14 protein-coding genes are annotated in these 13,801 nt (G+C 51.0%); 13 read left to right on the top strand and 1 reads right to left on the bottom strand.

The window, feature by feature from the left end; translation table 11 throughout:
- Positions 1-100: 100 nt before the first annotated feature.
- The 8 genes from KZ483_RS19245 to clpP all read left to right on the top strand — a co-directional run bounded on the left by KZ483_RS19245 (position 101) and on the right by clpP (position 7,378).
- Positions 101-559 (top strand): hypothetical protein, encoded by a 459-nt coding sequence (locus KZ483_RS19245; protein WP_220349198.1) that lies wholly within the window; start codon positions 101-103, stop codon positions 557-559.
- A gap of 20 nt (positions 560-579) precedes the next feature.
- Positions 580-1,029: a transcriptional regulator AhrC/ArgR gene (ahrC, locus tag KZ483_RS19240; protein ID WP_220349197.1), complete on the top strand. Its 450-nt coding sequence runs from the start codon at positions 580-582 to the stop codon at positions 1,027-1,029.
- A 63-nt stretch (positions 1,030-1,092) separates the two neighbouring features.
- Complete coding sequence (gene recN / locus KZ483_RS19235; RefSeq protein WP_220349196.1) at positions 1,093-2,793, top strand: DNA repair protein RecN; 1,701 nt, start codon at positions 1,093-1,095, stop codon at positions 2,791-2,793.
- A 122-nt stretch (positions 2,794-2,915) separates the two neighbouring features.
- Entirely contained in the window at positions 2,916-4,241 is a 1,326-nt protein-coding gene (gene spoIVB, locus KZ483_RS19230) for a SpoIVB peptidase (protein WP_220353543.1), read from the top strand.
- Positions 4,242-4,484: 243 nt separating this feature from the next.
- Positions 4,485-5,303, top strand: coding sequence for a sporulation transcription factor Spo0A (gene spo0A / locus KZ483_RS19225; RefSeq protein WP_220349195.1), 819 nt, complete (start codon positions 4,485-4,487; stop codon positions 5,301-5,303).
- Between the two features lie 129 nt (positions 5,304-5,432).
- Complete coding sequence (locus KZ483_RS19220; RefSeq protein ID WP_220349194.1) at positions 5,433-5,909, top strand: DUF6884 domain-containing protein; 477 nt, start codon at positions 5,433-5,435, stop codon at positions 5,907-5,909.
- 94 nt (positions 5,910-6,003) lie between these two features.
- Positions 6,004-6,744, top strand: coding sequence for an RNA polymerase sigma factor (locus KZ483_RS19215; RefSeq protein ID WP_220349193.1), 741 nt, complete (start codon positions 6,004-6,006; stop codon positions 6,742-6,744).
- A gap of 25 nt (positions 6,745-6,769) precedes the next feature.
- A complete protein-coding gene (clpP, locus tag KZ483_RS19210; RefSeq protein ID WP_220349192.1) occupies positions 6,770-7,378 on the top strand; it encodes an ATP-dependent Clp endopeptidase proteolytic subunit ClpP in 609 nt (202 codons plus the stop codon).
- Positions 7,379-7,512: 134 nt separating this feature from the next.
- On the opposite strand, the gene KZ483_RS19205 is transcribed toward clpP, so the two are convergent.
- Entirely contained in the window at positions 7,513-7,809 is a 297-nt protein-coding gene (locus KZ483_RS19205; protein ID WP_220349191.1) for a DUF2627 domain-containing protein, read from the bottom strand.
- 199 nt (positions 7,810-8,008) lie between these two features.
- Between KZ483_RS19205 and lpdA the strand changes: the two genes are divergently transcribed.
- The 5 genes from lpdA to lipB all read left to right on the top strand — a co-directional run bounded on the left by lpdA (position 8,009) and on the right by lipB (position 13,742).
- Entirely contained in the window at positions 8,009-9,436 is a 1,428-nt protein-coding gene (gene lpdA / locus KZ483_RS19200; RefSeq protein ID WP_220353542.1) for a dihydrolipoyl dehydrogenase, read from the top strand.
- Positions 9,437-9,568: 132 nt separating this feature from the next.
- Positions 9,569-10,603, top strand: a complete 1,035-nt coding sequence (locus KZ483_RS19195; RefSeq protein WP_220349190.1) for a thiamine pyrophosphate-dependent dehydrogenase E1 component subunit alpha — start codon at positions 9,569-9,571, stop codon at positions 10,601-10,603.
- Between the two features lies 1 nt (position 10,604).
- Positions 10,605-11,588 carry an alpha-ketoacid dehydrogenase subunit beta gene (locus KZ483_RS19190; RefSeq protein WP_220349189.1) on the top strand — a complete coding sequence of 328 codons (984 nt, stop codon included), beginning with the start codon at positions 10,605-10,607 and terminating at the stop codon, positions 11,586-11,588.
- An 11-nt stretch (positions 11,589-11,599) separates the two neighbouring features.
- A complete protein-coding gene (locus KZ483_RS19185) occupies positions 11,600-12,940 on the top strand; it encodes a dihydrolipoamide acetyltransferase family protein (protein WP_220349188.1) in 1,341 nt (446 codons plus the stop codon).
- A gap of 67 nt (positions 12,941-13,007) precedes the next feature.
- Positions 13,008-13,742: a lipoyl(octanoyl) transferase LipB gene (gene lipB / locus KZ483_RS19180; RefSeq protein WP_220349187.1), complete on the top strand. Its 735-nt coding sequence runs from the start codon at positions 13,008-13,010 to the stop codon at positions 13,740-13,742.
- Positions 13,743-13,801 lie beyond the last annotated feature (59 nt).

Genomic DNA, 13,801 nt, shown 5'->3' with positions numbered 1-13,801 from the left:
GAAAAAAACCAAACAAGCGTTCGGTTTCTGCGAAAAGGAAAAACTCCCCTGCAGCGCGAATAACTTGAATATTCGCCGCGTAAGCGTAAGGGGGATTCTCGTGGGAAAATACGGTGACTGGTTCGTTATGCTGATTGCTGGGAGCTTGATCGTATTTTGGCTATATAGAGTATTTTACCGCTGGCTGCATGAGCCGCCAGGCCTGCATTCCAAGCTGCTTCTGAGCGAAGCTGAGGATGTTCGCGAGGATGATGAGAACGTTCTGTTTCTCGAACAGGCGGGGTATGAAGTGACTCACGGCAAATACCGGGTCCCGATCACGATCGATTTGGACGGGCAAATTTTGCAGAGCCGGCTCTTTATTGATTTAATAGCAGAGAAAGATGGCAAACATTATATCGTAAAGACGGCGCGGGACCGAATGCCGATTGACTGGACAGGCAGCGGAGTCCGTGACCGCCTGCTTGTATATGCATTGCTGATGCCCGAAAGCGAAGGCATCCTGTTCGTGGACCAGAAGGAAAGAACGATCAGAACTATCACATTCAGGTTCGGCTAAATAATTTCGAGGGGGATTACATGAAGAGCGTACGGCATATGAAAATACGCGAAATGATTAGCGGCAGCGTGATTGAAACGCAGGATGAGCTCGTGGATGCGCTTCGCGCCGCCGGATTGCAGGTGACGCAAGCGACCGTATCGCGGGATATTAAGGAATTGCAGCTGATTAAAGTACCGGCAGAAGACGGCCGCTACAAATATTCGATGCCGCAGGAGCAGCGCATGAACCCGATTCATAAGCTCAAACGAACACTGGCGGACCACTTTCTCCACATCGATTATACGGATAATCTGGTCGTTATGAAATGTTTGCCGGGCACTGCCAATGCAATCGGCGCAATGATTGACAACATGGAATGGAGCGAAGTGATGGGCACGATTTGCGGTGATGATACTATTCTCATTATTTGCCGGACGAAGACGCAAAGCGGAGAACTTACGGACAGGCTTCTCGGTTTGATGAATTAAAAGATAATCAAGGATTACGCTGATGGTGTTTCTGCCCGGTTGATAAGAAGGAGGAGAACGTTCATGCTTCGCGAGTTGTCGATACGCAATTTGGCTGTTATCGAATCTGTAAGAGTACGGTTTCACGAAGGATTTCATGTATTAACCGGTGAAACCGGTGCAGGCAAATCCATATTGATTGATGCGCTTAGTCTGGTTGTGGGCGGGAGAGGATCTTCCGACATGGTTCGCTATGGCTGCGATAAAGCCGAAATTGAAGCGATGTTCGAACTGCCTTCGATTCATCCGGTCTGGAGAATACTGGAAGACTTTGGAATACATGCTTCGCCTGATGAATGTCTGGTCATACGACGCGAACTTTCCTCTCAAGGGAAAAGCGTGAGCAGAGTGAACGGGCACATCGTTACGATGACAATGCTTCGCGAAGCGGGCGAGTGTCTTGTGAATATACATGGACAGCACGAGCACCAGTCCCTGCTCCGTACTGAAAAACATTTGGAATGGCTCGACTCATACGCTGGTGAGAAAGTGACCAGAATGCTGAATCAATATCGCACTGCATTCCAGCAGTATGAGAAGGTGCGGGCGCAGCTGAAGGAGCTTGAGGATACATCCAGGCAAAATATGCAGATGCTTGATCTTTATCGATTCCAGATCGAGGAAATTATATCCGCTCACCTGAAGCCGGGTGAAGATGAATCGCTTTCCGAAGAGAAGCAGAAACTAATGTATGCGGTGAAACGTAAGGATTCGGCGTCGGAAGCCTACACGCTTCTGTATGGCGGCAAAGGATTGGATACGATCAGCCGTGCCATAACCCGGATTGAAGACATTCGCGATTACGACCAAGCACTTGTCGGCCCAATGCTGGAACAGCTTCAGTCTGCGTTTTATCAGCTGGAGGATGCCGTATTTCAATTAAGGGATTACCGGGACGGTATTGAATCGGATCCGGAGCGGCTAACGATCATTGATGACCGGCTTGATTTAATACACAGCCTCAAGCGCAAATACGGGGAAACCATCCCTGATATTCTAACCTATTTGGGCAACATTCAGTCGGAAGCCGATAAAATTGAAAACCGCGACGAGCATATCGGAAGGCTGAGGGATGAACTTCACCGTCTTCAGGCTGAAGCCACAAGGCTGGGGAAATCATTGTCTCAGCTTCGCCGGGATGCAGGAGACAGGCTTGCCATCGCAATCGAGAGCGAATTGCGGCAGCTGCAGATGGAACGCACGACCTTCCGCGTAGAGCTTGGGCAGCAGTCCGACGGGGACTCTTACCGGCTCCTTGCGCATGGAATTGATGAAGCAGCGTTTCTTATTGCTCCCAATCCTGGAGAGCCGCTGAAACCTTTGAGTAAAATCGCCTCCGGTGGTGAAATGTCCCGCATCATGCTGGCGCTGAAGACGATATTCGCTTCAATCGACCAGGTGCCCGTACTTATTTTCGACGAAGTTGATACCGGGGTGAGCGGACGGGCCGCTCAAGCCATTGCGGAGAAACTGTCAAGATTATCACAGCAATGCCAGGTATTCTCGATAACGCATTTACCGCAGGTTGCCTGTATGGCGGATCATCATTATGAAATCCGGAAGCAGATTGTCTCCGAAAGAACGTCCACAATGGTGACTGAATTGACACAGGGGCCGCGAATTGAAGAACTTGCCAGAATGCTTGGCGGTGTCGAGGTAACGGAGAAGACCCGGCATCACGCACAAGAAATGCTTGACTTGGCATATAAACAAAAGGGGGCGTAATGGAAGGCATTCAGGGAATGTTTTTGGCGACATAAAACATTAGGGGCAGGGATACCTTAAAGGTACGCAAATGGCGAACACCTTTCTCGTCAAGCGATTTAGCAGCAGGGAGCGTGAAGTCATTGAATGCCAATCAGCGGAAGCGGTGGCTTGGTCTTTTTCTCGTGATCATCGTTTGCATGCTCGGTCTTTCCTCCCCCTTTCAACATTTCGCCGCCTTCCCGAACGAACTTCGTTTGTTCTCAGGCCAGTTGAAGCAATTGGATTACGGCATGCCAGTGCATGCACAGGTGACGTTCGATCCGCAAATGCTTCGAATTAACGGATCAGCCGCCCGATCGTTTTCAATTAACTTGAATAAACCGTTGTCGATCGAATCCAGGCACAGCGGCGAGACCACAATGCAATTGAAATTATTCGGCAAAATTCCATTCAAAACAGTCAGGGTCAATGTTATCCCGGATTTGAAGGTTATACCGGGCGGACAAACAATTGGCGTCAAAGTGAAATCAGCGGGAATCATGGTCGTTGGCCATCATCAGGTGGTCAATGCTAAAGGTACCAAATTATCTCCAGGTGAAGCCGCTAATTTACAGTTAGGCGATTTAATTGTTCGTATTAACGGCAAGTATGTGAATGATGTTCATAAAGTGGCCGAAATGGCTGAAGAAGCCGGACGGTCGAAGCAGCCGCTTCAATTATCGGTTAAGCGGGGTACCCATCATTTCCAGACGAAGCTTTCGCCTGTGTTTGATTCCGAGGACCGCGCTTGGCGGCTTGGATTGTACATCCGCGATTCGGCGGCCGGTGTCGGTACATTAACTTTCTTCGCGCCCGACCAAGGGGTTTACGGCGCATTGGGCCATGTCATAACGGACATGGACACACAAACGCCTATTGAAGTCGGTGAAGGCCAAATCCTGCAGTCCAACGTGACCTCCATCAATAAAAGCCAAAGCGGCGAGCCGGGTGAGAAAAGAGCGAACTTCATCAAGGAAAGTAAAGTGCTCGGCAATATTGAGCGGAACACACCATTCGGAATTTTCGGTAAGATGAAGGAACTCCCCTCGCACAGCTATAATGAAAAACCGGTCCCCGTAGCTTTCGCGGAGGAAGTCAAAGAAGGTCCCGCCCAGCTGCTGACAGTTGTCAATGGCCAGAAGGTGGAGCGGTTTGATGTCCAGATTGTCCATGTTGCTCATCAGTCTTCCCCGGCAACGAAAGGAATGGTTATCAAAATAACCGATTCGCGATTATTACAAAAGACCGGCGGGATCGTTCAAGGGATGTCGGGAAGCCCGATCATTCAGAACGGCAAGCTTGTCGGGGCTGTAACTCACGTTTTCGTGAATGATCCGAGTTCCGGCTACGGCTGCTTTATCGAATGGATGCTGCAGGACGCAGGGATACTCTTAAAGCCTGCAAGCACAAATCTTAAGGCGGCGTAAGCCTCCTTAGGATTTTTCTTTGATATCAATGTCCTTTAAAAAAAGCTTGTCGAATTAATTCGAAAATTGAGGATTGTTGTTGCAAATTATCAATTATAAAACAAAGCGAAATAAAAATAAAGAAAAATATTATTCGACAGAAGGAATTTCATTTCTGATGTCGAAAACATTAATCAGACAGGTTAAAGGCAGACATAAGCACTGAAGACGAATATCGGATTTTAGTCTAAGGAGGATTATACTTTGCAAAAAATCGAAGTTTTGTTGGCGGACGACAACCGGGAATTTACGAATCTGTTATCGGAGTATATTTCCGAACAAAACGATATGGCTGTAACCGGTGTTGCCTACAATGGAGAAGAAGTGCTTCGCTTATTAGAAGAATCACGCGATATGCCCGATGTACTCATTCTGGACATTATAATGCCTCATCTTGACGGACTTGGCGTATTGGAGAGGTTGCGTGAAATGAACCTTCCTTCAATGCCCAAAATTATAATGCTTACTGCCTTCGGCCAAGAAAACATTACGCAGAAAGCGGTGCAGCTCGGAGCTTCCTACTACATACTCAAACCATTCGACATGGAGATTCTGGCTAACCGCATTCGTCAGCTTGTAGGTAACTCGACAGTTGTTTCATCCTCTTCCTCATCGTATTCAGGGTCTTCTGTTATAAAATCGAATGTCGTGCCGATTGCAAAAGGCGGTAAAAATTTAGACGCAAATATTACAAGCATCATTCATGAAATCGGTGTTCCCGCGCATATTAAGGGCTACCAATATTTGCGCGAGGCAATTACGATGGTTTATAATAACATTGAAATTTTGGGAGCGATTACGAAGACTCTTTATCCGGCAATTGCCGAGAAGTTCAAGACTACACCTTCCCGCGTCGAACGGGCTATCCGCCACGCGATAGAGGTCGCATGGACGCGCGGAAACATCGACAGTATCAGCCATCTGTTCGGCTACACGATCAACATCAGCAAGTCGAAACCGACCAATAGCGAGTTTATCGCAATGGTCGCGGATAAACTGCGGATCGAACATAAGGTTTCTTGAAAGGAAGATAAGTGATAAGTAACGCACAAGCTTTGACTGTATGTTGCCTAACCATAAAATCCCCTGTTCATTGGCTGTTTACAGCTATGAACAGGGGTATTTCATTTTACAAAGGAGTCTCCTGCAAACATGAACAGATTATGCATCATTCCTTGCGGAGTCAAAAAAATTTGGGACAGTAATCCCGAAGCATCAGGTCCCTATGAAGCCCAAATCGTATATACAGGAACTTTACACAAGAAATGCCAGTATTATGCCAATATGTTTTTCGAAAAATGGGTAATACTCTCAGCTAAATATGGGTTTCTATTGCCCGGCGACACGGTCCCGGATAATTACAATGCAGCGTTCGGCTCTAACAGCAGCCAAATTATACCGCTAGCCGAGCTTCGACTGCAGGCGGAGGATAAGCAATTAACAGACATTCAGGAAATCGTAGTGCTTGGAGGTAAGAAATTCACGAGTATTATCCCGCAAATTTTTGTCAGCCCGGATATAAAGATAGAATATCCGCTCATCGGCTGCCGGGGGATCGGTTATATGCTGCAGAAGCTCGACCAATCGGTTTCAAGCGGGATAGAATTAAAAAACATTACAACCGATTAGATATCTGATAAATTTTTATGGCGTTGGCGTATCCTTTGCTGCCATTAATTCGTTTACAAGGTGCAGCGATAGAATGAGGAAGGAGGTGTGGCGAATGTTGAGTAAACCATCTGTTATGCAAGTCAGCGACAAGGACACGAAGCAGGCCGAGCTTGAGCGTCTGAGGTCCGTTCTCTATCGGTACTGCCGTTCTATCACCAATAGCACCTGGGATGCGGAGGACCTTGTTCAGGAGACATGCTTGCGTGCGCTGCCGGTTATGAATGGATTGCAGTCGCACTCGAACCCTACAGCATATATGCTTCGCATCGCCAAAAATTTGGCGGTGGACCGGTTACGCCGAAAACAAATAGCCAAAAGGGCCTTAGAAGGGAACATACCGGCGTTATACTTCGCTGAAGTCGATTCCATTGAATTGGAAAATGCACTTGGCCTATTGGTCAAACATCTTTCCCCGCTTCAAAGAACGGTTTTTTTGCTGCGGGAGGTTTTTCAGTTCAGAGGTGTGGAGATAGCAAAAGCCCTCAATATGAAAGAAGGCGCGGTAAAAGCGGTGCTGCACCGGGCCCGGGCTGCAATCGGAAAGCTTAAAGACGACGGCTTGGCAGAGGGACTCAGTCTCGAAATAATCGACTATGATTTGCTGCTTGCTTATACAGCTGCCATTCGGGAAACGAACCCTGATGCTTTAATCGCGCTTGCCATGGCCCAGAATGGTCAGATCGATCCGGTCCATGCGATTGGAACGGCATTGCGTTACGCTGAAGGCGGCGTCCGTATGAGGACCGACTCGGGTTCCGTGACGATGGCTTATCGGAGTATGGCGGCAGCTTAATACAAAAACGGAGGGATATTTGCCGATGAATCTCACCCCTTATGTTATAGAGCAGACGAACCGCGGAGAGCGCAGCTATGACATTTACTCGCGCTTGCTCAAAGACCGCATTATAATGGTAAGCGGCGAAGTGGAAGACAATATGGCAAATTCTATCGTTGCACAGCTTCTGTTTCTTGCGGCGGATGATCCGGAGAAAGATATTCAGCTGTACATCAACAGTCCAGGCGGCTCGGTAACGGCCGGATTTGCCATTTACGATACAATGCAGTATATCAAACCGGACGTATCCACGATTTGCACAGGCTTCGCGGCAAGCTTCGGGGCGGTTTTGCTTGCCGGAGGAGCCAAAGGAAAGAGGCTGGCTTTGCCTAATAGCGAGATCATGATTCATCAGCCGCTGGGGGGAGCCCGGGGCCAGGCGTCGGATATTCAAATACACGCAAGCTGGATTTTAAAAACCCGCGAGAAAATAAACGGAGTTCTAGCGCATCACACGGGGCAGCCGATTGAGCAAATTGAAAAAGACTCCGACCGGGACCGGTTTATGAACCCGGAGGAAGCAAAGTCTTACGGGCTGGTCGATAATATTATCGGAGGCTTGGCTGGGCTACAGCAACCGCATTTTAAGTAAGACATCAAGTTTTGGGAACAAGCAGAAGCTGGAGCCGTTCTTTGGCTTTCGCAGAGAGTAACAAAGATGTATACGAAAAACGGGGGCGATTTTCTCAAGGAAAATCGTCCCCATTTTTTTGCTGCGTCTTAAATTTAACCGGCGCCCGGCCGCGGCGGCCGCTGCCGCTTACCGCGGAAACGCGGCGAGATATAATTCCGTTTACGATCCCGGAAAAACGTCCATCCCCCAATAAAGCCCACTCCCAGCAGGAAGAGCAGCATGCCTCCTGCAAAGCTCCACCACTCAAAGCTTCGCGAAGCACTCTCATCGCCAAAAGATGCAAAATAATGAAAGACAGCGTCCTTCATAAGCAAAAAACCATATGTGGCCCCGAGTCCGGGGATAACGAGCAATAAAACTGCGATAAACCGCGCAATGACTTGTTTCATAAGTACAGAACCCTCCCGGTTGACGAAAACGATACGTGATAATAATACCTTTTTAGGAGCAAGCTGTCCATTTGCAGCATGCCGCAGTTTTCCCCGGCGCAGAAAACAGGTACAATAGGACAGGGAAGGGAAATCGGCAGTTAATATAGAAGTTGATTGGAACGACCCTATGGCGGTTATTTTTGAAAGGGGAAAGACGATGGCGATTCAATGCGATTTGGCCGTACTAGGCGGTGGCATTGCAGGATATACGGCAGCCATAAGGGCGGCTCAAGCTGGTAAAAAGGTCGTTATTATTGAGAAAGAAAAGCTGGGCGGCACCTGCTTGCATAAAGGGTGCATTCCGAGCAAAGCGCTGCTGAGAAGCGCTGAGGTCTACTCCACGCTGCTCAAAGCCGGCACCTTTGGCATCAAGGTTGCCGACGGCGCGGTATCGCTTGATTTTGATGGCGTGCAGCAGCGCAAAGAACAAACCGTCGAGCAGCTGTATAAAGGACTGCAGCATTTGATGCGCAAGAATGGCATTACCATTGTCAGCGGCGCAGGGCGAGTAATCGGTCCTTCGATCTTCTCTCCGCGAAGCGGCAGTGTTGCGGTCGAGCTTCCGGACGGCGAGATGGAGACGGTGGTTCCGTCCAATCTCATTATAGCAACCGGGTCCAGACCGCGCACTCTCCCGGATTTGCCGGCCGACGGGACTACGATAATGACAAGTGACGATGCTCTTCGCATGGAGCGGCTGCCCGCTTCGATTCTGATCGTCGGAGGCGGTGTGATCGGGGTGGAATGGGCCTCGATGCTTATCGATTTCGGGGTTCAGGTCACGCTGGCGGAGGCCGCATCGCGATTGCTCCCTGGTGAAGATGCGGAAGCATCGGCCGAGCTGACCAAACAGCTGCGCCGCCGCGGCGTGCGTATTCTCACAGGTATTCAATTGAAGCTTGATACGTATTCTTTTAATGAGGGACAAGCATCAATTGAAGCGGATACTGCTGACGGCAAGGTGATCTTGAATGCCGAGAAGCTGCTTGTATCCATTGGGCGCCAGGCGAACGTTGAAGGAATCGGGCTTGAGAATACGGACGTGCGGGTGGAGAAAGGCGTTATAAAGGTCAACGGGTTCTTTCAAACGACAGAGCCGCACATATATGCAATCGGCGATGTGAACGGCGGACTCCAATTGGCTCATGCGGCTGCTCATGAAGGACTGGTCGCGGTTGACCATCTGCTGGGCGGCAGGCAGCAGGCGCCGGACCACAGCCGTATTCCGCGTGCGATATATTCTCGTCCGGAGATCGCCTCGATCGGTCTGACCGAGGATGAAGCCCGCAAGCGGGGGCATGAAGTGAAGGTCGGTAAAATTCCGTTCCAGGCAATCGGTAAGGCGCTCGTTCTGGGTGAAACGGAAGGCTTCGCGAAGGTCATTGCCGACTCCAAAACAAATGATATCATCGGTGTACATATGATTGGTCCGCACGCAACCGATCTGCTCTCGGAAGCTTCGCTTGCCATGCTGCTGGATGCGGCCCCTTGGGAGGCCGGACAAGTGATCCATCCGCACCCTACTCTTTCCGAAGCCTTGGGAGAGGCGATGCTGGCGGTCGACGGAAAGTCTATCGCTTTCTGAGAATGAGGCAAGCAGCGCGCAGGAATGTTGAGCTTTTGTCCTACGTTTCTTTTTGAAGGACATTCGGTTATAATGGGTATAGTCAAGTCTTAGTACCAGGTTATAATAGTAGATCAAAGGAGGGCATTCTTCATGACGCAATCCGAATCCACTTTACAGCAATTCAGACATGCCGCGCTTGGGCTTTCGGACGAGCAAGCGGTTGAAATGTATGTTGCGATGATGACGGCGCGGCTTTACGACGAGCGTGGGCTGCTGCTGCAGCGGGCGGGTAAAATAAACTTTCACGTTTCAGGCATCGGCCAAGAGGCGGCTCAGGTGGGCGCAGCTTTCGCGCTTGACCGCGACATCGATTATTTCTTGCCTTACTATCGTGATTACGCGTTTGTGCTGGCCGTCGGCATGACACTGCGCGAGCTGATGCTGTCCGTCTTCGCCAAAGCGGAAGACCCGAACAGCGGCGGCCGCCAGATGCCAGGTCATTTCGGCAGCAAACGTCTTCGCATCGTCACCGGCTCAAGCCCGGTAACGACGCAGGTCCCGCATGCTGTCGGCATTGCGCTGGCCGCGAAGATGAAGAAGAAGGATTTTGTTTCTTTCGTCACCTTCGGCGAAGGCTCAAGCAATCAGGGCGATTTTCACGAAGGATGCAATTTCGCCGGCGTTCATAAGCTGCCGGTTATTTTCATGTGCGAGAACAATCAATACGCGATTTCAGTCCCGCTCCACAAGCAGGTTGCAGGCCGCATCGCGGACCGAGCTCTCGGCTACGGCTTCCCGGGGTTCCAGGTTGATGGGAATGATCCGCTGGAGGTCTACCGTGCCGTCAAGGAAGCGCGTGCGCGCGCAGTGGCGGGAGAAGGACCCACGCTTATTGAAGCGATGATGTACCGCATTTCACCGCATACGACATCGGACAACGATCTGGCATACCGTACGAAGGAAGAAGTGGACGAAAACCGATCCAAAGACGGTATTCCTAAATATAGACAATATTTGATCGACTGCGGCTTGTGGGACGATCAGCAAGAAGAAGAGCTTAAGAAGAAGATTAAGGTAATGCTGGATGACGCGACCTCTTACGGGGATAATGCGCCGTTCCCTGCTCCCGAGAGCATTCTTCTGCACGTTTATGACGAAGGACAAGCCGAAGGGGGAGGGCGCTGACATGCCTACAATGCAATATATTGATGCGATCCGCCTCGCCATGAAAGAGGAAATGGAGCGCGACGAAGACGTATTCGTGCTGGGCGAAGACGTTGGCTACAAGGGCGGCGTGTTTACCACCACCAAGGGACTGCTGGAGCAGTTCGGCGAAATGCGTGCTCTCGACACGCCGCTTGCCGAATCGGCTATCGCAGGGGTTGCGATCGGCGCGGCGATGTACGGGATGAAGCCGATCGCCGAAATGCAGTATTCAGACTTTATGTTCCCGGCAACGAACCAGATCATCAGCGAGGCTGCGAAGATCCGATATCGTTCCAACAACGACTGGTCTTGCCCGATTGTCATTCGGGCGCCTATCGGTGGAGGTATTTTCGGCGGTTTGTATCACTCGCAGTGCCCTGAATCGGTGTTTTTCGGAACGCCGGGTCTTAAGATCATCGCACCCTATACGGCATATGACGCCAAAGGACTGCTTAAGGCAGCCGTGCGCGACCCGGATCCGGTCATTTTCTTTGAAAACAAAAGATGCTATAAGCTCATTGTGGGCGATGTGCCTCATGACGATTACACCGTACCGATCGGAAAGGCGAATGTCCTGCGAGAAGGCGATGACATTACGGTTATCAGTTACAGCCTGCCGCTGTACTTTGCGTTGGAGGCGGCCCAGGAGCTTGCAGAGGAAGGCATAAACGCCCATATTCTTGACCTGCGGACCCTGCAGCCGCTTGATAAAGAAGCGGTTCTGAAGGCGGCGCGGCGCACAGGTAAAGTGCTGATCATTCACGAGGACAACAAATTCGGAGGGATCGGCGCAGAGGTGTCCGCGATTATAGCGGAGGAAATGCTGTATGAACTGGACGCTCCGATCATGCGTTTGTGCGGCCCGGATGTACCGGCTATGCCGATCAATCCGCCCGGCGAAAAATTTTTCATGCTGAATAAAGAAAAAGTAAAAGATGCGATGAGGCATCTGGCACTTTATTAGGAGTGGTTGGAATGAAAACGATGACGGAGATCGTTATGCCGCAGCTCGCGGAATCGCTCGTGTCCGCTACGATCGACAAATGGTTGAAGCAGCCCGGTGATGCCATCGATACGTACGAGCCGATTTGCGAAGTGCTCACGGATAAAGTGAATGCCGAGATTCCTTCCACGCTGAAAGGAACGCTCGTCAAGATTTTAGTCAGTGCGGGTGAAACAGTGCCTGTAGGCACCCCGATGTGCATTGTCGAGGTTGAACAAGCCGGGGGAGCAGGCGGCGGCATGACGGCCGGCGCTTCAGGCCTTGCGGCTGGCGATCGCGCCGCCGGCGCCGCGCCGGCCGCAGTCGCGGACGGTATCAATGGCACACGGGCAGAGGCTGGCGGAGAGGCAGCAACCATGCGCCATCGATTCTCACCGGCCGTGCAGCAGCTGGCCGCAGAGCACGGCGTCAACCTGGCGCACGTGCCGGGTACCGGCCTGGGCGGCCGCATTACACGCAAGGATGTGCTGGCGTTCGCAGCAGCAGGCGGGGCGGGCGCGCCAGGTATGGCTCCCACAGCCGGTCAGCCTTCGCAAAACGTTCGCACCACAGGTCTGCATCTGTCCGAATCGCCGCGTATTCCAACGATTGAAGTAGAAGCTCAAACGATGTCGGGCCGTGAATATTTCATCGATGTAACGCCTGTCCGCAATGCGATCGCCCGCAATATGCGCCAAAGCGCAACGGAGATCCCGCATGCCTGGACAATGATTGAAGTGGACTTGACGAACCTCGTCGTACTCCGCAATAAGCTGAAGGACGAGTTCATGAAACGCGAAGGCGTTAATTTGACTTACCTTGCGTTTATGCTGAAAGCGGTCGTCAACGCGATCAAGGATGTGCCTATTATGAACTCGGTATGGGCCGTTGACAAAATTATCGTCAAGCGGGACATCAACCTTGGGCTCGCGGTCGGTACGGAGGATGCGGTTAAAGTACCCGTTATCAAGAATGCGGACCAGAAAAATATCGCGGGACTGGCGCGTGAGATCGACGATTTGGCGCGTAAGACACGCGAAGGGAAGCTAACGCTGTCCGATATGGAAGGCGGCACATTTACGGTTAACAATACCGGCTCCTTCGGCTCCATTGCATCTTATCCGATTATCAATTACCCGCAAGCGGCCATTATTACGTTCGAATCGATCGTTAAACGCCCGGTCGTCATTAATGACATGATTGCGGTTCGTTCAATGGCGAATTTATGTTTGTCACTGGACCATCGTATTCTGGACGGCGTTATCTGCGGCAGGTTCCTGCAGCGGGTGAAGGAAAATTTGGAAGGCTTTAATCCGGACACGAAACTGTACTGAGAAATCTGCATCCGTAACCGCCTTTAAGAGCGAGCCTCGGTTGTCAGTGAAAGAAGGCTGATTCGTTATGACGACAACGAACGTCAAGACGCTGGATGTCAATTACACGGCGATGATCGGATATGCCGAAGCATGGGAATTGCAGAAAACATACGTAAAACAAATCGATAAGGAGGAGCGGCGTGAGACGCTGCTCCTCCTTCAGCACCCGCCGACCTATACAATCGGTTCGCAGCGGCACCCCGAGCACTTGCTCTATTCGAAGGAAGAACTTGCCGAAAGAGGCATTCAAGTTTTCCAAATCGACCGCGGCGGGGATATTACCTACCATGGTCCCGGTCAGCTGGTAGGATATCCGCTGCTTTACCTCGATGCCGAAGGTCTTGACCTCCACGGCTATCTTCGGCAGCTGGAGCAGGTCATTATCGATTGGCTGGGGGATTACGGCATAGAAGGCGGGAGAAAGCCCGAATATACCGGCGTCTGGGTCGGCGACAAGAAAATAGCGGCAATCGGGGTCAAGTTTAACAAAGCCCGGACGCGGCGCGGATTCGTGACCAGTCACGGGTTTGCGTTGAACGTGAAAGCGGGCATTGCCGAGGACGGTTTCAGAGGGATCGTGCCTTGCGGCATTCAGGAGTATGCGGTGACATCATTCGCGGACCTGACAGGCATACACCTGACGGTAGAGCAAGCAGCTGTACAAATAACGCCGCATTTTTGCCGGCAGTTCGGTTTCGATCCTGCCGGCGGCGGCGAACAATCATTCGAATATCCAGCCGATGCCGATGAGCAGAGTTGACAGCAGGAGAACGGCGACCAACAACCAGATAAAAACCTTCATAATTCGATTAATGCGCA

Origin of the sequence: Paenibacillus sp. sptzw28 (assembly GCF_019550795.1) — a bacterium.
GTDB lineage: Bacteria > Bacillota > Bacilli > Paenibacillales > Paenibacillaceae > Paenibacillus_Z.
Note: the sequence above shows the minus strand (reverse complement) of the source record. Positions and strands in the feature narration are given on the sequence as shown.

Coding starts and splice junctions, on each gene's coding strand:
- ahrC (WP_220349197.1), top strand. CDS start 580: ATGAAGAGCGTACGGCATATGAAAATACGCGAAATGATTAGCGGCAGC.
- recN (WP_220349196.1), top strand. CDS start 1,093: ATGCTTCGCGAGTTGTCGATACGCAATTTGGCTGTTATCGAATCTGTA.
- KZ483_RS19220 (WP_220349194.1), top strand. CDS start 5,433: ATGAACAGATTATGCATCATTCCTTGCGGAGTCAAAAAAATTTGGGAC.
- KZ483_RS19215 (WP_220349193.1), top strand. CDS start 6,004: ATGTTGAGTAAACCATCTGTTATGCAAGTCAGCGACAAGGACACGAAG.
- clpP (WP_220349192.1), top strand. CDS start 6,770: ATGAATCTCACCCCTTATGTTATAGAGCAGACGAACCGCGGAGAGCGC.
- KZ483_RS19205 (WP_220349191.1), bottom strand. CDS start 7,809: ATGAAACAAGTCATTGCGCGGTTTATCGCAGTTTTATTGCTCGTTATC.
- lpdA (WP_220353542.1), top strand. CDS start 8,009: ATGGCGATTCAATGCGATTTGGCCGTACTAGGCGGTGGCATTGCAGGA.
- KZ483_RS19195 (WP_220349190.1), top strand. CDS start 9,569: ATGACGCAATCCGAATCCACTTTACAGCAATTCAGACATGCCGCGCTT.
- KZ483_RS19190 (WP_220349189.1), top strand. CDS start 10,605: ATGCCTACAATGCAATATATTGATGCGATCCGCCTCGCCATGAAAGAG.
- KZ483_RS19185 (WP_220349188.1), top strand. CDS start 11,600: ATGAAAACGATGACGGAGATCGTTATGCCGCAGCTCGCGGAATCGCTC.
- lipB (WP_220349187.1), top strand. CDS start 13,008: ATGACGACAACGAACGTCAAGACGCTGGATGTCAATTACACGGCGATG.